Origin of the sequence: Kribbella sp. NBC_01245, from assembly GCF_036226525.1 — a bacterium.
Taxonomy (GTDB): domain Bacteria; phylum Actinomycetota; class Actinomycetes; order Propionibacteriales; family Kribbellaceae; genus Kribbella.
Genome location: NZ_CP108487.1, coordinates 657,982 through 681,214 on the forward strand (window position 1 = coordinate 657,982; position 23,233 = coordinate 681,214).

Annotated in this window: 19 protein-coding genes; 8 read left to right on the plus strand and 11 right to left on the minus strand. The window is 67.6% G+C overall.

Annotated features, from left to right (window positions below):
- Nucleotides 1–21 precede the first annotated feature (21 nt).
- Nucleotides 22–1,011 carry a LacI family DNA-binding transcriptional regulator gene (locus OG394_RS02835; protein WP_328993223.1) on the plus strand — a complete coding sequence of 330 codons (990 nt, stop codon included), beginning with the start codon at nt 22–24 and terminating at the stop codon, nt 1,009–1,011.
- A gap of 1 nt (nt 1,012) precedes the next feature.
- Here OG394_RS02835 and OG394_RS02840 read toward each other — a convergent pair whose 3' ends face one another.
- Nucleotides 1,013–1,777: an IclR family transcriptional regulator gene (locus tag OG394_RS02840; RefSeq protein WP_328993224.1), complete on the minus strand. Its 765-nt coding sequence runs from the start codon at nt 1,775–1,777 to the stop codon at nt 1,013–1,015.
- 139 nt (nt 1,778–1,916) lie between these two features.
- Between OG394_RS02840 and OG394_RS02845 the strand changes: the two genes are divergently transcribed.
- From OG394_RS02845 to OG394_RS02855, 3 genes are all read left to right on the plus strand, one after another.
- Nucleotides 1,917–3,173, plus strand: coding sequence for a DUF6986 family protein (locus OG394_RS02845; protein ID WP_328993225.1), 1,257 nt, complete (start codon nt 1,917–1,919; stop codon nt 3,171–3,173).
- 298 nt (nt 3,174–3,471) lie between these two features.
- Nucleotides 3,472–3,849 (plus strand): YciI family protein, encoded by a 378-nt coding sequence (locus OG394_RS02850; protein WP_328993226.1) that lies wholly within the window; start codon nt 3,472–3,474, stop codon nt 3,847–3,849.
- Entirely contained in the window at nt 3,846–5,237 is a 1,392-nt protein-coding gene (locus OG394_RS02855) for an RNA polymerase sigma factor (RefSeq protein WP_328993227.1), read from the plus strand. Before OG394_RS02850 ends, OG394_RS02855 begins: the two co-directional genes overlap by 4 nt.
- Nucleotides 5,238–5,303: 66 nt before the next feature.
- Here OG394_RS02855 and OG394_RS02860 read toward each other — a convergent pair whose 3' ends face one another.
- From OG394_RS02860 to OG394_RS02905, 10 genes are all read right to left on the minus strand, one after another.
- A complete protein-coding gene (locus tag OG394_RS02860) occupies nt 5,304–6,665 on the minus strand; it encodes an 8-oxoguanine deaminase (RefSeq protein ID WP_328993228.1) in 1,362 nt (453 codons plus the stop codon).
- Between the two features lie 540 nt (nt 6,666–7,205).
- Entirely contained in the window at nt 7,206–8,111 is a 906-nt protein-coding gene (gene pucL / locus OG394_RS02865) for a factor-independent urate hydroxylase (protein ID WP_328993229.1), read from the minus strand.
- A 4-nt stretch (nt 8,112–8,115) separates the two neighbouring features.
- Nucleotides 8,116–8,448, minus strand: coding sequence for a hydroxyisourate hydrolase (uraH, locus tag OG394_RS02870; RefSeq protein WP_328993230.1), 333 nt, complete (start codon nt 8,446–8,448; stop codon nt 8,116–8,118).
- Nucleotides 8,445–8,954: a 2-oxo-4-hydroxy-4-carboxy-5-ureidoimidazoline decarboxylase gene (gene uraD, locus OG394_RS02875; RefSeq protein ID WP_328993232.1), complete on the minus strand. Its 510-nt coding sequence runs from the start codon at nt 8,952–8,954 to the stop codon at nt 8,445–8,447. Before uraD (OG394_RS02875) ends, uraH begins: the two co-directional genes overlap by 4 nt.
- Before the next feature lie 3 nt (nt 8,955–8,957).
- On the minus strand, nt 8,958–10,247 hold the full coding sequence (locus tag OG394_RS02880; RefSeq protein WP_328993233.1) for a guanine deaminase: 1,290 nt from the start codon (nt 10,245–10,247) through the stop codon (nt 8,958–8,960).
- On the minus strand, nt 10,244–11,071 hold the full coding sequence (gene xdhC / locus OG394_RS02885; protein ID WP_328993234.1) for a xanthine dehydrogenase accessory protein XdhC: 828 nt from the start codon (nt 11,069–11,071) through the stop codon (nt 10,244–10,246). The genes OG394_RS02880 and xdhC overlap by 4 nt, the downstream gene beginning before the upstream one ends.
- 10 nt (nt 11,072–11,081) lie before the next feature.
- Nucleotides 11,082–13,445 carry a xanthine dehydrogenase molybdopterin binding subunit gene (xdhB, locus tag OG394_RS02890; RefSeq protein WP_328993235.1) on the minus strand — a complete coding sequence of 788 codons (2,364 nt, stop codon included), beginning with the start codon at nt 13,443–13,445 and terminating at the stop codon, nt 11,082–11,084.
- A complete protein-coding gene (locus OG394_RS02895; protein WP_328993236.1) occupies nt 13,442–14,896 on the minus strand; it encodes a xanthine dehydrogenase small subunit in 1,455 nt (484 codons plus the stop codon). The genes xdhB and OG394_RS02895 overlap by 4 nt, the downstream gene beginning before the upstream one ends.
- A complete protein-coding gene (gene uraD / locus OG394_RS02900) occupies nt 14,893–16,818 on the minus strand; it encodes a 2-oxo-4-hydroxy-4-carboxy-5-ureidoimidazoline decarboxylase (protein WP_328993237.1) in 1,926 nt (641 codons plus the stop codon). The genes OG394_RS02895 and uraD (OG394_RS02900) overlap by 4 nt, the downstream gene beginning before the upstream one ends.
- 131 nt (nt 16,819–16,949) lie before the next feature.
- The gene (locus tag OG394_RS02905; protein WP_328993238.1) at nt 16,950–18,479 is read right to left on the minus strand and encodes a helix-turn-helix domain-containing protein; all 1,530 of its coding nucleotides are present in this window, start codon (nt 18,477–18,479) and stop codon (nt 16,950–16,952) included.
- Between the two features lie 139 nt (nt 18,480–18,618).
- On the opposite strand from OG394_RS02905, the gene OG394_RS02910 reads away from it, so the two are divergent.
- From OG394_RS02910 to OG394_RS02925, 4 genes are read left to right on the plus strand one after another with little or no spacing between them, the layout of a single operon-like run.
- The gene (locus OG394_RS02910) at nt 18,619–19,446 is read left to right on the plus strand and encodes a hydroxypyruvate isomerase family protein (protein ID WP_328993239.1); all 828 of its coding nucleotides are present in this window, start codon (nt 18,619–18,621) and stop codon (nt 19,444–19,446) included.
- Nucleotides 19,443–20,327: a 2-hydroxy-3-oxopropionate reductase gene (locus OG394_RS02915; protein ID WP_328993240.1), complete on the plus strand. Its 885-nt coding sequence runs from the start codon at nt 19,443–19,445 to the stop codon at nt 20,325–20,327. Before OG394_RS02910 ends, OG394_RS02915 begins: the two co-directional genes overlap by 4 nt.
- Nucleotides 20,327–22,096, plus strand: coding sequence for a glyoxylate carboligase (gene gcl, locus OG394_RS02920; protein WP_328993241.1), 1,770 nt, complete (start codon nt 20,327–20,329; stop codon nt 22,094–22,096). The genes OG394_RS02915 and gcl overlap by 1 nt, the downstream gene beginning before the upstream one ends.
- Nucleotides 22,096–23,232: a glycerate kinase gene (locus OG394_RS02925; RefSeq protein ID WP_328993242.1), complete on the plus strand. Its 1,137-nt coding sequence runs from the start codon at nt 22,096–22,098 to the stop codon at nt 23,230–23,232. Before gcl ends, OG394_RS02925 begins: the two co-directional genes overlap by 1 nt.
- Nucleotide 23,233 lies beyond the last annotated feature (1 nt).

Consider the following 23,233-nt stretch of genomic DNA (forward strand, 5'->3'; position numbering starts at 1 on the left):
GGCCTCTGGGAGAATGGGGTCATGTCAACCGAGAGCCCGGAACGGCCAACGCTGCGGACGGTCGCGGCCGAGGCGGGCGTCTCCATTGCCACGGTGTCGTACGTGCTCTCCGGTCATCCACGCGCCGAGAGCATCTCCCAGCCGACAGCCCAACGGGTCAAGGCAGTCGCGACCCGGTTGGGCTATCGGCGCAACGACGCGGCCCGGGCGATCCGGACCGGCAAGTCGGACCTGGTGCTGCTCTCGCTCAACGTCCTGGCCGATCCCTGGTCCCAGGCCGTGGCGGCCGCGGTCAGCGCCAAGGTCACGCCGCTGGGCAAGACCGCGTTGATCATCGCGGACGGCGACTGGCGGGCCGTGCTGGCCAAACGTACGCCCGACCTGATCTTCATCGACCACGTCGGCCGCGAGCCGGAGTTGGTCGCCGAGCTCGAGGGCTTCGCGGCCCAGGGCGTTCAGATCGTCGCCTTCAGCGAGGTGCTCGAACCGCGTGGCTTCGACGTCATCCGGTCCGGTGCCGAACCGCGGTGCCACTTGGCCGTGGAGCACTTGCTCGAACGGCACACGCGGATCGGCGCGCTGACCTCCCAGCGGCACGGCGCGCGGTTCGACGCTTACCTCACCACGATGGCGGCCGCGGGGTTACCGGTTGACCGCGTCGCCAAGTTCGCGCCGCATCCCGAGGACGCGTACTGGGCGGCGATGTCCCTGCTCACCCAACCGGATCGGCCGACCGCGCTTTACTGTACGACGGACTTCGCGGCGATCGCGGCGATCCGGGCCGCGCATCGGCTCCGGCTGGACGTACCCGGGGATCTCGCCGTGATCGGGGTGGGGAACACGCCCGACGGCGAGCGGGTCGATCCGTCGCTGTCCACCGTCGGTCCGGTGGGCTTCAACGAGGCGTTGGCCGAGATCATCGCCGGGCGGCTCACCAATCGAGAAGGTGCACCGGGTGAGGTGTTCGACTTCCCTTGGCAGCTGATCGTGCGCGAGTCGACCGGCGGCTGAGTTATCGCAGGTCGTCGGACAGGGCCTGGGCGGCCTTGCTGAGCAAGGGAATCGCCTGTGCGACCAGGTCTTCGGTCATCCGGCCGGCGGGGCCTGAGATCGACATCGCGAGACGGGACGGTACGTCGGGGACGGCTACCGCGATGCAGCGGACGCCGAGCTCCTGCTCGCCCTCGTCGACGGCGTAGCCCTGCTCTTGGGCCTTGCGCAATTGGGCCGTGAACTCGTCCACGTCGGTGATGGTGGTCTCGGTGTGCTTGGGCATGCCGGTGCGTTGCAGTAGTTCGCGGACCTCGGGCTCTCGCAGCTGCGAAAGGATCGCCTTGCCGACGGCGGTGCAGTGGGGGAGGACCCGGCGCCCGACCTCGGTGAACATCCGCATCGAGTGCCGGGATTGAACCTGCGCGAGATAGACGATCTGGTCGCCGTCGAGCATCGCCATATTGGCCGACTCGCCGAACTCGTCGACCAGCCGGGCCAAATGCGGACGTGCCCAGACACTCAACATGTGAGAGGACGTTTCGCCGAGCCGGATCAGCTTCGGGCCGAGCACGTACTGCCGCGACGGCTCCTGCCGCACGTAGCCGAGGTCGACAAGCGTGCGGACGAGCCGGTGGATGGTCGGCAAGGGCAGGCCGGAAGCCGTGGCCAGCTGGGAGAGGCCCATCATCCCGCCCGCGTCGACCATCATCTCGAGCAGGCCGAAAGCGCGCTCGATGGACTGCACGCTGCCGGAGCGAACCTTGCTGCCGTTCTCTTCCGCCACTGTGGCCTCATCCCTCTCAGTCTTTCCGGATTATGGAAGTTTAGCGCCAGATTCCGGAAGATGAGAAGCGTTGCGACTTCCGCAAAGTAGATACTAGTATCCGCATTACGAAATCCCGAGGATCTGAGGTGGTTCGGTCATGACTGAGCTCGACGCTCTCGCCGACGAGCTGGATCGGCGGCTCGCTGATGCCGACGCGGCGCTGAGCAGGCTCTATCCGGGGGATCGCGGGGTTCGGCAGCCCGTTCATACCGTCTACGTGCCTGCCGACCAGTACGACGCCGGCACGGTCGAGCGGTGGGCGGCGGAGGCGAAGGCCGTACTGGCAAGTCACGGTGGATCCGCGGCGGCGTTGGCCGAGGCGCTGGATTTGCCGGCGGACCAGGCGGTTGAGGTCTACGAGCGTGTTCGCGGAAAGCTGGAGCGCGAGCCGATCGAGGACTTGCGCATCGACTTCGAGGATGGCTATGGCACTCGGCCCGATGACCAGGAGGACGCTGCGGCGATCTCCGCGGCGCGAGCGTTGGCGGAGAGCGTCAAGAACGCCTCGGCTCCGCCGTACCACGGTCTTCGGATCAAGTCTCTCGAGGCGCCAAGTCGTCGGCGTGGTGTGCGTACGCTCGATCTGTTTGTCGGCGAGATGGCTCGGGCCGGTGCGTTGACGGACGGGTTCGTGGTGACGCTCGCGAAGGTCACGTCGGTGGAGCAGGTCGAGGCGATGGTGGTCGTGCTGGCCGCTGTCGAAAAGGCGCATGCGGTGCCGTCGGGGTCGTTGAAGTTCGAGATCCAGGTCGAGACGCCTCAGGCGATCCTCGGGCCGGATGGTACGGCGCTTGTGGTGCGGATGATCAGCGCGGGCGCCGGTCGGGTGACCGGGCTTCACTACGGCACGTACGACTATTCGGCCTCGCTGGGCGTCGCCGCGGCGTACCAGAGCATGGAGCATCCGGTCGCCGACCACGCGAAGGACGTGATGCAGCTGGCCGCGGCTGGTACCGGGGTGTTCGTCTCGGACGGGTCTACCAACGTCCTTCCGGTTGGCGAGCGGGATGCCGTACATGCCGCGTGGCGGTTGCATTCACGGTTGGTACGACGCTCCCTCGTCCGCGGCATCTACCAGGGCTGGGACATGCATCCGGGCCAGTTGCCGAGCCGCTTCGTCGCGACGTACTTGTTCTACCGCGAGGGTCTGGAATCGGCCGCCCTCCGCCTGCGCGCGTACGTTGGCAAGGGCGAGTCCGGCTACCTCGACGAGCCCGCCACCGCCACCGCCCTCGCCAGCTTCGTCCTCCGCGGCGTCGAATGCGGCGCCATCGACATGCCAGAACTCGACACCCTCATCGGCATAGACCCCGCCACCCTAGCCACCCTCGCCCGCCGCCCCGCCCGCCCGTGACGCCGCGTCCGCTCCTGACACCGCGGACGTGATCCGCCGGGGACACTTCCGTTCATCGGACCCTTGTGACACGGCGTGTCGCGGTTCATCGGTCCCTTCTGACCAACGCGCGGGCTCCCCGCTCCAGCCGTAGACACCTTCACTTTGCGTTCATTCGTCGGAATCCGCCCTCGCCGACGGCAGCGGGCGGATTCCGACGAATGAACGCAAAGTCGTGGGCGAGAGTTGTCCTCTTGACCTGATCCCGTTCGTAAGGATGATGAAGGCGGGGCCGCCCGCCAGGATTCAGGAGGTTGGGATGAGCCAGTACCTGCTTTCGGTATACGGCCACCGCGAGAGCGGCGAGGTCGACGCAACTGCGGCGAAGCCAGCGGAGATGCAGGCGTACATGGGACGGGTCGCCGCCCTGGAATCCGAGATGGATGCCTCCGGCGCCTTTGTGTTCGGTGGTCGGCTGCACGGCGCCGACGCGTCGACAGTGGTGCACAAGGGCGGCGACGACTTGGTGATGACCGACGGACCGTTCGTCGAGGCGAAGGAGCACATCGCCGGCTTCTACATCATCGAGGCAGACGGACTCGATGCCGCGCTCGCGTGGGCCGGCAAGGTCGTCGACGCCATCGGCCACGCGATCGAGGTACGCCCCTTCGCCGCCACCGGCCACGTCCCGACGTGACCCAACCGCCCGCCCCGGAAGTGGAACCCGGCCCGCATCGCGAGGGCGTCGAGCCCGGCTCGGGTCGGGTCGTCGGGGTGGAGGTGGCGTTTCGGGAGGTCTATGGGCAGGCGGTCGCGACGCTCATCCGGGTGTTCGGTGACATCACCGTGGCGGAGGACGCCGTACAGGATGCGTTTGTCATCGCGACTGATCGGTGGTCGCGAGAAGGCATCCCGCCGAACCCGGCCGGATGGATCATCACGACCGCACGGAACCGCGCGATCGACGATCTCCGTCGTTCCGCTCGCGGCCGGGAGTTGCACGAACAGCTCGCGGTTGAGGCGTCGAATGACCCAGGCGATGACGGGCAGGAGAGCGGACCTGTGAGCGACGACCGGCTGCGGTTGACCTTCACCTGCTGTCATCCGGCGCTACGGATGGAGCACCAGGTCGCGCTCACCCTGCGCCTCCTTGGTGGATTGAGTGTGGAAGAGGTGGCTCGCGCCTTCCTGGTTGCCGAGCCGGCGATGGCGAAACGGCTGGTGCGCGCGAAGTTCAAGATCAAGGCCGCGGATATTCGCTATCGCGTGCCGTCTGATGCCGATCTGCCTGCCCGGGTGCGGTCGGTTCTCGCCGTCCTCTACCTGATTTACAACACTGGAAGGGACGACCCGGCACGCGCCGCCCTGCGCCAGGAGGGCATCCGGCTGGCTCGCGCGCTCGTTGAGCTGATGCCTGACGAGGCCGAGGCGTGGGGCCTCCTGGCCGTCATCCTCCTGTGCGAATCCCGCGAGGCGTCGCGCCGGCATCGCGGCAGCGTCGTACTCCTGCGCGACCAGGACCGGTCCACCTGGAACCACGGCTTGATCGAAGAGGGGCATGCCATCGTGCGCGCCTGCATCCGACGCGATCAACCTGGTCCGTATCAGCTTCAGGCGGCGATCCAGGCCGTCCACTGCAACGCCGCACGGTACGACGAGACGGACTGGTCGCAGATCGTGGAGCTGTACGACCACCTGCTCGCGTTGATGCCAACACCGATGGTCGCGCTCAACCGAGCCATTGCCATGGGGGAGGTCAAAGGCCCGTCGGCCGCGCTCGAGGTGATCGACGCCTTAGCGCCACAGTTGGATGCCTACCACCTGATGCACGCTGCCCGGGGCACCCTGCTGCGGCGCCTCGGACATAGCGACGCCGCCAGGGACGCATTCCAACGCGCCGCCGACCTTGCAGTCCTCGACTCCGACCAACGATTCCTCACCGAGCAACTCGAGGAAATCAACCACCTCGACCCCGTCGATCGAATCGACCGGTTCGCCGACCACGTGACACCAACATTGCTGCGAGTGGTCACGTCTGAACGTTGCACGGGGCACCTACATGCCGCCTGGGCGGATCAGAGGTGACCACTCGCGTGGGGATCAAGCGCGAGTTGTCGGGTTATACGCGACCACTCGCGGACAAAAGGGGGTCTAGCCTGCCTTGGCGATGAGGGTGTGTTGGATTTGCGTCACCCGTGCGGCCAAAGTTGGTTCGTCGACGGTGAGGACGGTGTCGTGTTCGACGACGGGGCGGCCGTTGACTAGCAGTAGTTCCAGCGGGGGTGGCGTGCCGAGGACTAGTGCGGCTACCGGGTCGGCGATGCCTGCGTGGGCGAGGGTGTCTAGGCGCCATAGGGCGAGGTCGGCGAGTTTGCCGACTTCCAGCGAGCCGATCTCGTTTTCGCGGCCAAGGATGCGGGCGCCGTCGAGGGTTGCCATTTCCAATGCAGCGCGTACGTCGAGCGCTTGCGGGCCGCCGCGGGCGCGGGCGAAGAGCAGGGCGTTACGCATCTCCTCGATCAGACTGCCGGCTTCGTTGCTGGCGGCACCGTCTACGCCGAGTCCGACGGGACTACCGGCCATCCGCAAATCAGCGACGCGCGCGATCCCGGCGCCGAGGCGGGCGTTGGAGCTGGGGCAGTGCGCGACACCGGTCCCCGATTGGCCCAGCCGCTTGATCTCCGTGTCGTCGAAGTGGATGCCGTGCGCGAACCACACGTCCGGCCCGGTCCAGCCGAGTTGGCCGGCGTACTCCGATGGCGTACAACCGAACCTCTCCTGACACCAGTCGCCCTCGTCAGTCGTCTCGGCCAGGTGCGTGTGCAGCCGTACGCCCTTACGGCGCGCGAGCTCCGCCGCCTCCCGCATGAGCTCCCCGGTCACGCTGAACGGTGAACAAGGTGCGACCACGATCCGCAACATCGAATCCGGCGCGGGATCGTGCCAACGGTCGATCGCGGCCTCGGTCGCGAGCAGGATCTCGTCACGGTCCTGAACCACGGAGTCGGGTGGCAGCCCACCGTCCTTCTCACTGAGGTCCATCGATCCACGCGCCGGGTGGAACCGCAGTCCCACCTCTTCGGCCGTAAGAATCTCCGCTTCAAGTAGGTCGCCGCCCACCCGCGGAAAGAGATAGTGGTGATCGGCCGCCGTCGTACACCCGGTGCGCGCGAGCCGAGCCAACGCGCCCTGCGCGGCCACATGAACGGACTCGTCGTCAATGCCGGCCCACACCGGGTAAAGCGTGGTCAACCAACCGAACAACCCGGCATCGGCCGCGAGTCCACGCGTCACCCACTGGTAGAGGTGTTGGTGCGTATTGACGAAGCCGGGTGCGACCAGACATCCACGCCCGTCGACCACCCGCGCTCCGTCGTACGCCGGGGCGGGTCCGGGGCCGACGGCAACAATCCGATTGCCCTCGGCAACAACATGACCAGTGGTGAATTCACGACGGCCCTGGTCAAGCGTGACCACGCTGGCACCATCGATAACGATCATCGCCGTACTCATCGACCCACTTTCCTACTCCTAGAGGGAATACGTCTTCTTCACCACGAGCGATCACGCCTAGGCAATCCTGCTCATCGGGCCCTTGTGACGCGGCGTGTCGCGCGTCATCGGTCCCTTCTGACCAGCGGCTAGGGGCCACGGGTCTTTGCATTCATTCGTCGGAATCCGCCCTCCTCCGTCCGCTGACCTGTACCTGCCCGCTTGGCTGAGAGGGCGGATTCCGACGAATGAATGCAAAGGAGAGAGACGGCCGGCCGCCGCGGAGGTCGAGCGTGGTCACATGGGCCCGATGATGCGGGACACGCCGCGTCACAAGGGCCCGATGAGCGGAACACGCCGTGTCAGGAGGGACCTGATGGACGCGCGCGACACGTCACGTCACGTCGCAAAGGTCCCGATGACGCGCGCGACAGGTCACGTCACCTCACGTCGCAAGGGGACCGATGACGTACGCGACGCGTTTCGCAACGTCGCAAGGGCCCGATGATGCGCGACTCGCCGTGTCATAAGGGACCGATGAGTGGGGGTTGGGGGAGGGGGTTAGCAGAAGCCGGGGGTGGCGTGCCAGGCGGAGCCGGGGGTGGTGGCGTCGTCTCGGACTACGGTGGCTTCGATTAGGCCGTAGGGGCGGTCGGCGGCGATGAAGACTTCGCCTGGGTTTTCGACGCCGAAGGGGCTTAGGTCCACCAGGAAGTGGTGTTTGTTCGGGGCCGAGAACTTGATTTCCGCGACCTCCGGGTGTTGCTGGAGGACCGCTTCACCCATGCCGTAAAGCGTTTGCTGCAAGGCGAAGCTGTGGATTTGGGCGAACTGCTCGAGCAGCAACCGCTTGATGTCGTCGTACGACTTGTCCCAGTCGACGTTCGTGTGGTCATAGCGCCAGCGGGCTACCAGTTGCGTGGCGAGGATGCGGTCGTTCGTCTCCGGCAGCGTCGTGTACTTGTCCTTGAGGAACCCGTGGAACTCGGAACCAGTGGACTTGAGTACGACCAGATCACTGATCCCAGACACGACGTACGACTTGCGCTCGTCGCCGCGACCCTCGACGTTGACGACCGTCGTACGGATGCCGCTGCCGGATCGTACGAACGAGTGGTCGTGGCCTTCGCCGTCGACGGTGATCCGGTCCCACGGGTATTCCTGGATCTCGATCCGGGCGCCGTCGGCCGCGGGCGTGGCGTCGATGAAGTGGCCGCCCAGGGTCAACGCGAAGTCCTCGATCGCGCCGACGCCCTTTTCCTTGGCGAAGGCGAAGGCGGTGTTTTTCTGGGTGTCGGTGGGCAGTACGTCGCGCTGGTCGCCGGTCGTGTGCGCGTCCTCGAACCGGCCGCGCAGGGCGGACGAAACGTTCAGGTCGCGGATCTGGTGGCGAGGAGTGTCGCGGTAGATGCGGACGACGCGGCTCTCGGCCTTGCCGTACTGGTTGGCTCCCAGGTGGATCGCCATTGGATCAGCTCCCTCGATAGGTGGAAAAGGCGAACGGGCTGAGCAGCAGCGGTACGTGGTAATGCCGCTCGTCGGTGATCGTGAACGTCACCGTGACCTCAGGAAAGAAGATGTCCTGGCCGGACGCGGCCGCGTAGGCGGCGACGTCGAACCGGAGCTGGTACGTGCCGGGCTGGAGCGCCTCGGGTGTCAACGACGAGATACGCCCGTCGTCGTCGGTACTGCCGATCGCGATGACGACCGACTGGTCGTCGGCAAGACGCGACAGGCGTACCGGGACCTTGCTGGCCGGTCGCCCGAGACCGGTGTCGAGAACGTGCGTGGTGACAGTACTCATGCCGGAACCTCCTGGTCGGCAAGGACTTTGGCAAGCCGGAGTACGGCGATCTTGCGCAACTCATCCCGTACGACGCCGGCCTCGGTGGTCTCGTCGTTCGTCAGCCGCTCGCGCAGACTGGTGAGCATCTGCTCAGCGGACAACCCGGTGGCACAGATCAGGAAGACCCGGCCGAAGCGCTCTTCGTACGAGCGATTGCCGGCCGCAAGCGCCGCGCGGACAGACGCGTCATCGCCGACGCCCGCCTGCTCCCGCCGTGACCACGACGCCTCGGCGCTGTCCCCGTCCGCGCGATCACCGATGCGTGGATGCGCCGCCAGCGCGCGCGAAACCTCGTCATCGGAGAGGTCCCGGGCCGCCTTGTCCGCAACAAAAGCCATCGCGGCGGCGTCCCCATAAGGACGACCGACCAAAACGGCGTCAACCCAGCGAGGTACGTCGCAGCAGGCGGCCAGCATCGGGCGCAGCCGGTCGGCCGGAGTCGCGTTGAACTCAGACAAATCCACCTGTCACACCTCTCCAGAGTTCAACAGCTGACCATCAATCCAGACAGCGCGGACGTCGGCAGGCGTGCCGAGCGTGAAGATCCGCGCCAGCGCTTCCTCGGCGTCATCGGCATGAGCAACACCAACGGCCAACGGCGAGCCATCAGCCGGCCGGAGCAGCTGGGCGTCGAACCGCTTACCTACACTCAGGTCGCCGACCTCGGTCAACCCAAGCGCGTCAGCTCCCGCGCTCGTTGCCAGATGCAACAGATGTGCCGAGTTGAGCGCAAGACCGTGATCGCCCATCAATTGCTGGCAGAAGTAGGCCTGCAGCCCTTCCTTCAGCAACGAGAATCCCGTACCAGCGCCGACGTCCGAGCCGAGCGCGACGCGTACGCCGTGTTGCAGGTGCCGCCCCAACGGGAACAACCCGCTGCCCAAGGCGGCATTGCTCGTCGGGCAGTGCGCAACCGTCGCACCGCTATCGGCGAGCACCTTGAGCTCGACGTCGGTCGGGTGCACGTTGTGGGCGAACACGCTCCGCCGGTCGACCAGCCCATGCCGCTCATAGGTCCGCACGTAGTCGCTGCCACCGAAAAGCTCGGCCACAGTAGCGATCTCCGCGAGATTCTCGTTGAGGTGTGAGGTGAACAGCGCTCCCGGGATGTCCTCCAACGTGGTGTGGCAGGCCGCGAGCAGCTCATCCGTGCAGGAGAGCGAGAAGCGCGGCGTCACGGCGTACCGGTTGCGACCGACGCCGTGCCAGCGAGACGCCAAGGCGAGCGACTCGGCGTGCGCACGCTCCGGGGTCGTGAGCAGCTCCGGCCGTAGGAACCGGTCGCTGACGACCAACCCGCTGGTGATCCGCAGGCCAACGCGTGAGGCGGCCGTAAACAGCGTGCCGACCGCAGAGGCGAAGTGCGCACCGAAGACCAACGCGCTCGTGGTGCCCGCGGCCGCGAGACCCCGCACGAATTCGTCGGCCACCCCCGCGGCGTACGACGCGTCGGCCATGCGGGCCTCTTCCGGCAAGGCGTACCGGTCGAGCCACTCCATCAGCGGCATGCCCATCCCGCCGACCGCGCGGATCTGCGGGAAGTGGACGTGTGTGTCCACGAACCCGGGCAGCACCAGCCCACCCGTCAGGTCGACGACCTGCTCGGCCGGATGCGCGCCGCGGAGCTCGGCAAACGGTCCGCGGGCGGTGATCACGCCATCCTCGACCAGGAGCGCGGCGTCGGTGGCGACGCGCAGAGTGCCACCGTTGAACGGGTTTTGCGGGGTGTCGAGGAACGTACCTCGGAACAGCGTCATGCTTTTGCCTCACGGTGAGCCGGCGCGGAGTTGCGCTCGGCAGTGAATAGTTGGAGCAGCCAGGCCGCCACGCTGACGGCGATGGTGGCCGGCTCCTTGCCGATCAGGTCGGGTAGTCCGATGGGCGTGGTGATCTTGTCGATCGCCTCGGCGGGGATGCCGTCGTCGGCGAGCTTGCGGCGGAACCGCGTCCACTTCGCGCTGGACCCGATCAAGCCGATCGTGGCCAGCTGGCCGCTTCGCAACGCCGCGTCGCAGAGCGCGGCGTCCTCGGCGTGGTCGTGGGTCATCACGAGTGCATGCGTGCCGGACGGCAGTTCGCCGACCACCAGTTCTGGCAGTACGGGGACGTGGTGCACGTGCACGTTCGCCACGGCGTCGTCGAGTACGGACAGGCGCTCGGGCGCGAGTTGGTCCGGGCGCGAGTCGATCAGGTGCAGCTCGACGTCATGCCGGGCCAGGATCCGGGCGAGCTCGAGGCCGACGTGCCCCATCCCGAAAATCGCGACGGACGGGACCACTGGCAGGGGTTCGAGCAACAGCTTGACCTCGCCACCGCAGCACTGAACTGCCTGCTGGTATGGCGCTTTGTCCGACAGCGCGAACTCCATCACCTCCGGCTCGATCGCGCCCTCGGCCAGAAGCGCACGTGCACGCTCGATCGCGACAGCTTCCAGATTTCCGCCGCCGACCGTCGCCCACGTGGCGTCGGTGCCGACGACCATCTTGGCGCCGGCATCCCGCGGCGCGTGCCCGCGGACCGACATGACGGTCACCAGCACGCCAGGCAGGCGTTGCTCGCGTAGGCGTTGTACCGCTCGCATCCAGTCCATCTCACACCCCGCTCAAGACAGCGGGCTCGACGCGGTACGACCGGACCTTGTCCAGCGCCCAGTAGACGGCCTCGGGCGTGGCGGGCGACGCCAGCTCCACGGTCGCACCGGCCGGACCGAACGCCGCGGCCGCCTGCCGCAACGCCTCGCGCACGGAGAACGCGAGCATCAGCGGCGGCTCGCCAACAGCCTTCGAGCCGTAGACGGCGCCGTCCTCGTGGGCCTTCTCCAGCAGGCGAATGTTGAAGACCTCAGGCATCTCCGAAAAGCTCGGCAGCTTGTACGTGCTCGCCGCCTGCGTGGCCAGCCGCCCGCGATTCGGCCCGTCGCTCTCGTCCCAACGGAGATCCTCGAGCGTCAGCCAACCCGCGCCCTGGACGAAGCCGCCCTCGATCTGGCCGATGTCGATCAGCGGGCTGAGGCTGTCGCCGACGTCGTGCACGATGTCGACCCGGCGCAACGTATAGCCGCCAGTGAATCCGTCCACCTCAACCTCCGCGGCGGCCACGCCGTACGCGAAGTATTTGAACGGCTCCCCACGCATGACGTTGGGGTCCCAGTGCAGCCCTTCGGTGCGGTAGAAGCCGGCCGCCCACAGCTGGACGCGCTGGTGGTAGGCGATATTGACGAGCTCTTCCCAGCTCAGGCTCTCGCCGTCAAACGTCAGCCCGTGCACGATGCCGTCGGTGATCCGAACGTCGTGTGTGCTGATACCGAGCCGCCCGCCCGCGACCGGCGAGAGGCGTTCGCGGATTTGCTCGCAGGCGTTCTTGATCGCTGCGCCGTTGAGGTCCGCGCCAGAGCTTGCCGCGGTGGCCGAGGTGTTGGGCACCTTGTCGGTACGGGTCGGCGCGAGCCGGACGCGATCCAGCGGTAGGCCGAGCGTGGTGGCCGCCACCTGCAGCATCTTGGTGTGCAGGCCCTGTCCCATTTCGGTGCCGCCGTGGTTGATCAGCACCGAGCCGTCCTTGTAGACGTGCACCAACGCCCCGGCCTGGTTGAACGCGGTGAGGTTGAACGAGATGCCGAACTTCACCGGCGTCATCGCCAACGCCCGCTTCGTGTCCGGCTGGGTCGCGTTGAACTGCTCGATCTCCGTGCGCCGCCGCTCAACCTCCGCGGTCTCGAGGACCTCGCTCCAGCAGGCCTCCAACCGCTCCGCGTGCCGGACCGGCTGCCCGTACGGCGTTGCCTGCCCAGACTGGTAGAGGTTGCGTCGGCGCAGCTCCATAGCGTCGTACCCGAGCAGGGGTGCGCATCGGCCCAGCAGATCCTCCACGACGAGCATGCCCTGCGGCCCGCCGAAGCCGCGGAAGGCCGTCTGCGAAGTCTTGTTCGTCTTCGCGATCCGGCCGTCGACGCGAACGTTCGGAATCCAGTACGCGTTGTCGATATGGCACATCGCGCGAGCCAATACCGGCTCGGACAGGTCGAGGCTCCAGCCGCCGTCGGCGGTGAGGGTGGCGTCGAGCGCGACCAGGTGGCCGTCGTCGTCGAAGCCGGCCCGCCATTCGCTGTGGAAGCCGTGGCGCTTGCCGGACATCGTGACGTCCTGGGTGCGGTTGAGCCGCAGCCGCACCGGCCGGCCGGTCAACGTCGCGCCGAGTGCCGCGATGGCCGCGAACCCGTGCGGCTGCATCTCCTTGCCACCAAAGGCTCCGCCCATCCGGAGGCACTGGACGGTGACCGAGTGGCTGGCCAGGCCGAGGACGTGGGCGACGATCTCCTGCGTCTCCGACGGATGCTGCGTGCTGCTTTGTACGAAGATCTGGCCGGCCTCGTCGACCAGAGCCAACGCGACGTGCGTCTCGAGGTAGAAGTGCTCCTGCCCAGCGAACTCGAACTCGCCGCTGAACACGTGCGCCGCCTCGGAGAGCGCCGCCTCGACGTCACCGTGCTCGAGATGACGCCCGGTGCCCTGGAAGTTGCCCGCGGCAATCGCTTCGCGGACTGATACCAGCGAGGGAAGTTGCTCGTACTCGACTTCCACGGCCGCGGCACCAAGCCGAGCGGCCTCCAGCGTCTCGCCGAGCACCCAGCAGATGGCGTGCCCGTGGAACATCACCTCTTCGGTCGGGAAGAGTGGCTCGTCATGCTTCACGCCGGCGTCGTTGATGCCAGGCACGTCTTCGGCCGTCAAGACTCGGATCACGCCCGGTACGTCGTACGCGGGCTTGACCTGGAGGTCGATGATCCGGGCATGCGCGTGCGGGGATTGGACCGGCCAAGCGTGCAAGACGTCGCGCGTACGGCCGACGAGGTCGTCGGTGTAGAGGGCCTCGCCGGTCACGTGCAACGCCGCACTCTCGTGTGGTAACGGCAGGCCGACGATGGCTTGCGCTGGTCGTTCGGACAGCGCGCTCATGCGCTCACCTCCTGCTGGGCATAGAAGCGGAGGAGCGATTGGCCGAGCATCGCCGATCGGTACGACGCGCTCGCCCGGTGATCGTCCATTGGTGTGCCTTCTCTCGCCATCACGGCGGCCGCCTCGCGTACCGTCCGCTCGGTCCACGGCTGTCCGGTCAGCGCCTCCTCGGTCGCCCGGGCGCGCATCGGTGTGGCCGCCACGCCGCCGAGCCCGATCCGGGCCTGGCGCACGACTCCGTCCGCGACCTCGACGGCGTAGCCCACCGCGACACTCGAGATGTCGTCGAAGCGTCGCTTGGCGATCTTGTGGAAGGCGCTCATTGGTGCGAGCGGTTGCGGAATCACGATGGTCCGGATCAGCTCGTCCGGAGCCTTCAGGGTTTCCCGGTAGCCCGTGAAGTAGTCCGCGAGGGCAACGACACGCTCGCCACGGCGGGACGCCAGCACGAGCGAGGCGTCGAGCGCCAACAAGGCGGGCGGCGTATCGCCGATGGGTGACGCGGTGCCGAGGTTGCCGCCGATCGTCGCGCCGTTGCGGATCAGCCGCGACGCGAACTGCGGGAACATCTGCGCCAACAGCGGCACCCGTCCAGCCAGCAACCGCTCGATCTCGGACAACGTGAGCGCGGCGCCGATGCGAACCTCGTCCGGCCCGAACGCGAACTCGCGCAACTCGGCCAACCGGTCCACGGCGACGACCAGTGGCGCCCGTACGCCGCGAAGGTTGACCTCCACGCCGACATCGGTCGACCCGGCAACGATCTGCGCATCCGGTTCGCCGGCCAGCAATTCGAGTACGTCGTCAAGCTCAGCCGGCCGGACGAACGATGCTCCCGCTACCGCAAGCCTGGTTGTCGCCGGCGGGGGAGGCGGCGACGACCGGCGAGCCGCGAGCGCGTCCTCGGCCGCAGGATCACCGAGCGCGTACGCCGCATCCCGGATCGGCCGATAACCGGTGCACCGGCACAGGTTGCCGCTCAAGGCGTGCAGGTCGAACCCGTTGGGCCCGTGCTCGTGGTCGCAGACCCCGGCCATACGGTCAGAGCGGTAGTACTCCGCGGCCATGCTGCACACGAATCCCGGAGTGCAGAAGCCGCACTGCGAGCCGCCCCGTACGGCCATTTCCTCTTGTACCGGGTGCAACGCGGTGCTCGTGCCGAGGCCTTCCGAGGTGATGACCTCCTGGCCGTCGAGCGACCCGACCGGCAGCAGGCAGGCGTTGACCGCCGTCCACTCGGTCGGGCTGTCGATCCCGGGCCGGGCCACCAAGACCGAGCACGCGCCGCACTCGCCCTCGGCGCAACCTTCTTTCGCTCCGGTCAAGCCCCGGTCGCGGAGCCAGTCCAGCACCGTGGTGTGGACGGGCACGCCGTCGATCGGGAGGTTCTGGCCGTTGACCTTGATCGCGGCTTTGCGCAAGGTCGAAGGCTGCGGGATCGTCGTACTCATCGGCTGCTGCTCCAGCGGGTCCTCGCGCTGTGGATGGGGTTCGCGTCCTGCAGGAAGTCGTCGTACCGGTAACCGGCGATCTTCGCGATCTCCAGCAGGGCGGCGGCGTGCTCCTGGTTCTCGCAGTTGCCGAGGCGCTCCCGGCCCTGCTCGACGATCCGGTCGAACGACTCCGCGTCCCGTACCGAGATGACGAGCGGGAAGCCGAAGCGCTCGCGGTACGCCTCGGTGACCGCCGCGAGCTCGTCGCGATCAGGCTCGGCCAGGAAGGTCAGCCCGCGCGCGGACTGGTCCCGTAGCGACGCCTCGTCACCAAGACCGTCGGCCACCAGCTGCGAGCCGAGCTGCGGATAGGCCTCAATCAGCTGCCGCTGCTCCTCGTGCGAGCCGGAGAAGAGCGCCTCCTGGAACGAACGGCGCAGGGCGTGGGTGTCGGAAAATGGCCGCATCTCCCACGCCCGCTCGACCGTCCAGCGTGGGCCCTGGAACAGGCCGGCGAAAGTCTCCACGAATTCTTCGCGGGTCATCCGATTCACCTGATCCAACCGTACGGTGTCACCCGGCTGCCCGGCCACCGCGGGGCCGAAGTCCTTGCCGACGTGGTGGAAGAGGATGTTGAGGCCGATCGCGGTGAGGCTGCCGAGCGTGATGCCGCTGCCGAAGATGATCTCGGCCCAGCTGGGCACCGCCTGGGCGACCTGGGGCTGCGCGGTGACGTACATGGCCAGGCCGACGCTGGTCGCCACGATGACCACGTTGCGGTGGTCGTGGAAGTCGACCTTGGCCAGGGTCTGGAAGCCGACGACGGCCACGGTGGCGAACATCGCCAGGGCGGCGCCACCCAGAACGGGGTGCGGGATACCGGCGACGATGGCGCCCGCCTTGGGGACCAGGCCCAGCAGGATCATGATCACGCCGGCGGCCGCGACGACCCAGCGGCTCTTCACCCGGGTGAGCCGGACCAGGCCGACGTTCTCGGCGAAACACGTGTAGGGGAAGGAGTTGAAGACGCCGCCGATGGTGGTGGCGAGGCCATCCGCGCGCAGGGCGCGGGCGATGTCGTCGCGGCTGATCCGCTTCTCCACGATCTCGCCGGTCGCGAACACGTCACCGGTTGTTTCGACTGCGGTAATCAGCATGACCACGATCATCGAGATGATCGCTGCGGCGGAGAATTGCGGCCAGCCGAAGTGGAACGGCGTGGTCACCCCGACCCAGTCCGAGCCGCCGACAGCGTCGAAGTGGGCGTCCCCGAAGGCCCAAGCGACCAAGGTGCCGATGACGAGGCCGGCGAGCACCGCGATCGTCGCCATGAAGCCCTTGAAGACCCGCTGGATCAGGACGATCAGCGCAAGTGTTCCCAGCGCGTACGCCAGGTTCTTGCCGCTGGTCGGGTCGGACGTCGGACCCGCGCCGCCGGTCGCGTCCGCCGCTGCCACCGGCAGCAGGGCCAGACCGATGATCGTGATGACCGAGCCGGTGACTACTGGCGGGAAGAACCGGATCAGGCGGCTGAAGAAGGGCGCGATCAGGAAGGTGGCCAGACCGGCGACGATGACCGCGCCGTAGATCACCAGCAGACCGTCGGTCCCGCCGCCCGCGGCCAGGCCGATCGCGATCATCGGCGAGACGGCCGTGAAGGTCACGCCCTGCAACAGCGGGAGCCGGACACCGACCTTCCAAAAACCAACAGACTGGATTATAGAAGCGATGCCACAGGTGAAGAGGTCGGCGTTGATCAGGTGCACGAGCTGCTCGGTGCTGAGCCCGATCGAGTTCGCCAGCAGGATCGGAACGATCACCGCACCGGCGTAGAACGCCAGCACGTGCTGGGTGCCGTATACGGCGAGCCGTCCCGGGCTGAGTAACTCGTCAACTGGATGACGATTGGCGCGGCGGCTTGGTCGCAGGACTGCCTTCATCGGACACCTTCCAAGGGGTCGCGGCGGATCTGACCTGCACGACAGCTTGGGCTTCGGTCGTCTGCGACGGCTACCGAGGAACCTCCGAAGTTCGGCCCCTTCAGTGGGGCCAAATCTGTGTGATCACACAGTCAGAGGGACTTCAGGGCAAGGAACACGTCCACCCGGTCCTCGAACCACGACAGATCGCGTCCGGTCAGTTGCTCTACGCGTTCGATCCGATAGCGAACGGTGTTCACGTGCAAGTGCAACGCCTCGGCAGTTCGGGACCAAGAGCCCGAACAGGCGAGGAATTCCCGCAGCGTGGCGATCAGCTCGGAGCCCGTCCGACTGTCGTGCTCGAGCACCGGCCCGAGCACGCGATACGTGTACGTCCGTCGTACGTCGTCGGGCACGGTGGCGAGCAGCAGCACGTGCGAGGCGACCTCGTCCGACGTCACCACGGACACCGGCGTCGTACCGGCCCGGGCCACCCGATGGGCGAACCGTGCCTCCTCCAAAGCGCCGGCCAACGCGTCGATGGCGGTCTCACCGCTGATGCCGACCGCGAGCTTCGTCCGCGCGAGCCCGGGCGCGAGCCGGCCGAACGCCCGCCGCAGCCGATCGGGCAAACCGGGGGACGAAGGCAACAACCCGACCAGCAAGTCGTCCCGCCCGGGCGCCACCACCGCGAGGCCGACCATGAGCGCGACGTCCTCGAGCACGGTGATCGCGACATCGTCCGGGCCATCCCGGAGTTCGGCGACGGCGACGACCATCGGCTGGTCCGGCCGGACGCCCGCCTGCTTCAGGCGCGTGGTGACCTCGGCCAGCGGGCTACCGGATTCGATCAAGGCCAATGCGTCTGCCACCAGGGGCCGCAACGCGATTCGGCCCTCATCGCGTCGGACCCGGTCCAGCGCGGCGATGGCACACAGCTCTTGCGCCGCCTCGACGTGGTCCCGCGGCCACTGCGTGTGATCGCCGTCGATGACGAGCAGCCACGCGGTCAGCCGGTTACCGAGCCCTGATCCGACCGGGAACAGGCTGTACGACGCGTCGCCGCTGACGGCGACGGCCGGGGTGAGGTCGGCGGTGAGGAATCGCCGGGTGACCGCGTCGAGGGTCGGATCGTCCAACTCGCCTGGCCCCGGTACGACGTGGCGGCCGGTGGCGGTGATCACGCGGCAGTCGTGCCCGATCTCGCCGGCGATCCGGGCCGCGAGCTCGTCGAGGGTCCGGCCGGACGTGATCGCAGACAGAAGCTCGCGTTGACGCACGAGGCTCGCGGACAACCTGGCGCCCGCGTTGGCCGAACCCGCGGCCGCGACGTACTCGGTCACATCCGCGAACGCGACTTCCGTGGGCACCTCGACGAGCGTGACCTGGTGGTGACGGCAAGCCTCGAGCAGGTCGACCGGGATCGTGCCGAACAACGCCTTGCCGGCGAGGATCGTGGTGGCGCCCCGACCGGCTACCGAGGTCACGAACGTCTCGCTGTCCGCGGCACTCCGGCGCCAGACCAGACCGGTGAGGACCAGCTCGCCACCGTTGAGGTAGTTGCCGGGTTCAAGCAAATCCGTGGTGACCAGCCGCCCGATCGGACGGTCGTACACGTCTTGGGCCAAATGCAGCAGGTGAAGTCCGAGCTCTGGCGCATCGACCAGCTCCGACAGCAGCACGGCACACCTCCTGAAAACCTGGTCCTTGGAGGAACGTACAACGCCGACCCCGCTTGACGCTTCCGGTAACTGCAACTTATCGTCATTTCGCAGAGCAGAAGTGCATTTCCACAATGCGGAATTACGAGAGAGAGGCGCCATGAGCCACAAGCTGCGCTACGCGGTGAACTGCTCGATCCTGTTCACCGAACTGCCGCTGCTGGAGCGCCCGGCCGCCGCCAAGCAGGCCGGGTTCGACGCCGTCGAGTTCTGGTGGCCGTTCGCCGAGGCAGTGCCGCCGGCCGCCGACGTCGACGCGTTCGTGACCGCGATCGAGGACGCCGGCGTACAGCTGATCGGTCTGAACTTCTTCGCCGGCGACATGCCTGGCGGCGACCGCGGCCTGGCGTCGTGGCCCAAGCGGTCCAGCGAGTTCCGGGACAACATCGAGGTCACCATCGGCATCGGTGAACGCCTCGGTTGCCGGGCCTTCAACGCCTTGTACGGCAACCGGAACGACTTCCATTCCGCGGCCGAGCAGGACGACGTCGCCGTGGAGAACCTCACGCTGGCGGCCCGCGCCGCTGCCCGGATCAACGGGACAGTGCTGGTCGAACCGGTCAGTGGCGCAGATCGGTATCCGCTGCGGTCCGCGGCCGACGTACTCGCCGTCATCGACCGGGTGCAGGCGCCGAACGTCGGTCTGCTCGCCGACCTTTACCACCTCGCGTTCAACGGCGACGACGTCGACCGGGTGATCGCCGAGCACACCGGGCGGATCGCCCACGTGCAGATCGCCGACCTGCCCGGCCGCAATGAGCCCGGCACCGGCACGCTGCCGCTTCAAGCCCAGCTGACCGCCCTCGCGGCCCAGGGCTACACCGGCTGGGTCAGCCTCGAGTACAAGCCGTCCACCAGCACCGTCGACAGCTTCGGCTGGCTGCCACGCGAACGTCGCGGCAGCGCCGGATTGGAGAACAAGTCATGACGAATATCGCCTTCATCGGTCTCGGCATCATGGGCAGCCCGATGGCCGTTCACCTCGCGAATGCCGGGCATCAGGTCACCGGCGTCAACCTCGATCCCGAGCGGGCCAAGCCGTTGATCGAGGCCGGCGGGCGGGCCGCGGGCTCCATCGCCGAGGCCGTCAAGGGCGCGGACGTGGTCTGCGTGATGGTGCCGGACTCACCCGACGTCGAGCTGGTGCTCGCAGGCCCGGATGGAGTCTTCCGCAACGCCCAGACCGACACCCTCATCATCGACTTCTCGAGCATCCGGCCCGACGTCACCATCGAGCTGGCGCGCCAGGCCCGCGGGCACGGCTTCCGGATCCTCGACGCCCCGGTCTCCGGTGGCGAGGCCGGTGCGAAGAACGCCGCGCTGTCGATCATGGTCGGCGGTGAGGCCGGTGACTTCCAGTCCGCCAAGCCGCTGTTCGACGCCGTCGGCAAGACCGTCGTGCACGTCGGCGCGAGCGGATCGGGGCAGACGGTCAAGGCTGCCAACCAGCTGATCGTCGCGGCCAACATCCAGGCGCTGGCCGAGGCCGTCGTCTTCCTGGAGGCGTACGGCGTGGACACCAAGGCCGCGCTCGAGGTGCTCGGTGGTGGGCTGGCCGGTTCGTCGGTACTGAACCAGAAGAAGGCGAACATGCTGTCGCACTCCTTCGAGCCCGGCTTCCGGATCGACCTGCACCACAAGGACATGGGCATCGTCACCGCGGCAGCCCGCGAAGCCGGTGTCGCCGTACCGCTCGGCTCACTGGTGGCTCAACTGGTGGCCTCCGCTCGTTTGAATGGCGACGGCGGCCTTGACCATTCCGCGCTGCTGCGCGGCGTCGAACGTCTTTCTGGAAAGGCTTTGAGCTGATGGCACGCATGCGCGCGGTGGATGCCGCGGTCCTGATTCTGGAGAAGGAAGGAGCGGTCCAGGCTTTCGGTCTGCCCGGCGCCGCGATCAACCCTTTCTACAGCGCGATGAGGAAACACGGCGGGATCAAGCACGTCCTGGCCCGTCACGTCGAGGCCGCCTCGCATATGGCCGAGGGCTACACCCGGGCGAAGGCCGGCAACATCGGGGTTTGCATCGGTACGTCGGGGCCGGCCGGGACCGACATGATCACGGGCCTCTACTCGGCGTCCGCCGACTCGATCCCGATCCTGTGCATCACCGGCCAGGCGCCAGTGGCGAAGCTGCACAAGGAGGACTTCCAGGCGGTCGATATCGCCTCGATCGCCAAGCCGGTCGCCAAGTGGACCGTCACCGTGATGGAAGCGGCCCAGGTGCCGGGCACGTTCCAGAAGGCCTTCCAGGTGATGCGTGAAGGCCGCCCGGGGCCCGTGCTCGTCGACTTGCCGGTGGACGTCCAGCTCGCCGAGATCGACTTCGACATCGACACGTACGAGCCGTTGCCGGTGGCCCGGCCGGCCGCCACGCGGGCTCAGGCTGAGAAGGCGCTTCAGTTCTTGGCCGAGGCCGAGCGGCCGTTGATCGTCGCGGGTGGTGGCGTGGTCAACGCCGACGCGGCCGACCTGCTTGTCGAGTTCGCCGAGCTCGTCGGGGTGCCCGTCGTGCCGACGCTGATGGGTTGGGGGACCATCCCGGACGACCATCGGCTGGCCGCCGGCATGGTCGGCCTGCAGACCTCACACCGGTACGGGAACGCCACCCTGCTGGCCTCCGACTTCGTGCTCGGTATCGGCAACCGTTGGGCCAATCGGCACACGGGTTCGGTCGCGACGTACACCGAGGGCCGGAAGTTCGTGCACGTCGACATCGAGCCGACCCAGATCGGCCGGGTGCTCGCGCCGGACTACGGCATCGTCTCCGACGCTCACGCCGCGCTCGAGGTCTTTGTCGAGGTGGCTCGCGAGTGGGCGGCCGAGGGCAAGCTGGCCGACCGTACGGCGTGGGTTTCGGAGTGCCGCGAGCGGCGTACGACGTTGCAGCGCAAGACGCATTTCGCCAACGTGCCGATCAAGCCGCAGCGCGTTTACGAGGAGATGAACCGGGCGTTCGGACCCGACACGCGGTACGTCAGCACGATCGGGCTGTCGCAGATCCAAGCGGCGCAGATGCTGCACGTCTATCGGCCGCGGCACTGGATCAACGCTGGCCAGGCGGGCCCGCTTGGTTGGACCCTGCCGGCGGCGTTGGGCGTCGCTACCGCCGATCCGGACAGCACTGTTGTGGCGTTGTCGGGTGACTACGACTTCCAGTTCCTGATCGAGGAGTTGGCGGTTGGCGCGCAGTTCAACATCCCGTACATCCATGTGGTGGTGAACAACTCGTACCTGGGGCTGATCCGCCAGGCACAGCGTGGGCTGGAGATGGACTACTGCGTGCAGCTGTCGTTCGAGAACATCAACAGTCCTGAGGTCAACGGGTACGGCGTCGATCACCTCAAGGTGGCCGAGGGGCTGGGCTGCAAGTCGCTCCGGGTGTCCGAACCGGACGAGATCCTGCCGGCTCTCGAGCAGGCCAAGAAGCTGATGGTCGAGTTCCAGGTCCCGGTCGTGGTGGAGGTCATCCTCGAGCGGGTGACGAACGTTGCCATGGGCACCGAGATCGACAACGTCGTCGAGTTCGAGGAGCTGGCCGAGCGGCCCGAAGACGCCCCTACCGCCTTGGGTGGCTGATGTTCTCGGTAATCGTTGCCTCTGACAAGTTCAAGGGCACTTTGAGCAGCTCTGAGGTCGCGGGTGCGGTTCGCGACGGCGTACGGCGGGTCCGTCCCGATGCCGTCGTCGGGTCTGTGTTGGTGGCCGACGGAGGCGACGGGACTCTCGCCGCCGCTGCGGCCGCGGGGTTCTCGTTGGTGCCGGTGACAGCCACCGGGCCTACCGGTGAGCGGGTGCGCAGCGGGTTCGTTCGGCGTGGTGAGGTTGCCGTGGTCGAGCTGGCCGACGTGTCCGGGCTGATCCGTTTGCCCGGTGGCCGGCCTGCTCCGATGACGGCGACGTCTCGCGGCGCGGGCGAGTTGGTGGCGGCGGCGATCTCCGGCGGCTGTACTCGGGTGATCCTCGGTATCGGCGGTAGCGCCTGCACGGACGGGGGTGCGGGGTTGATCCGCGCCCTTGGCGGCCGCGTGCTCTCTGGCGATGGTGTGGATGTCGCGGAGGGCGGTGCGGCCTTGGCGACGGCGGTCTCTCTCGACCTGACGGCATTGCGGGAGCGGTTGGCGGGAGTCGAGGTCGTGGTCGCGTGCGACGTCGACAACCCGCTGACCGGTCCAACCGGCGCCGCGGCGACGTACGGAGCTCAGAAGGGTGCCGACGCCGCGCAGATCTCGGAACTCGACGCCGTGCTCGGACACTGGGCGGACCTCGTGGCTCGCTCGACTGGGCACGACCTGCGGGACGTGCCGGGCGCTGGTGCCGCTGGGGGAGTGGGCTTCGCGGCGTTGGCGTTGCTTGGCGCATCGTTGCGACCGGGGATCGAGCTCGTCCTCGACCTGGTCGGGTTTGGTGAGCGGCTCGCCGGTGTCGATCTGGTCGTCACGGGCGAGGGTTCGCTCGACGAGCAGACGCTGCACGGGAAGGCGGTCGCAGGCGTGGCCGCGGCGGCTCGGGCGGCCGGGATCCCGGTGGTCGCCGTCTGCGGTTCGAACCGGCTCGACGCAGCGCGGTTGCGCGAGGCGGGGATCTCGGCGGCGTACGCGCTGACCGACCTCGAGCCCGACGTACGGCGGTGTATTGCCGACCCCGTCCCGCTGCTGCGGCGCCTCGGCGAACGGATCGCTACCGACCACGTCCCGATCGCGACCTTACGATGAG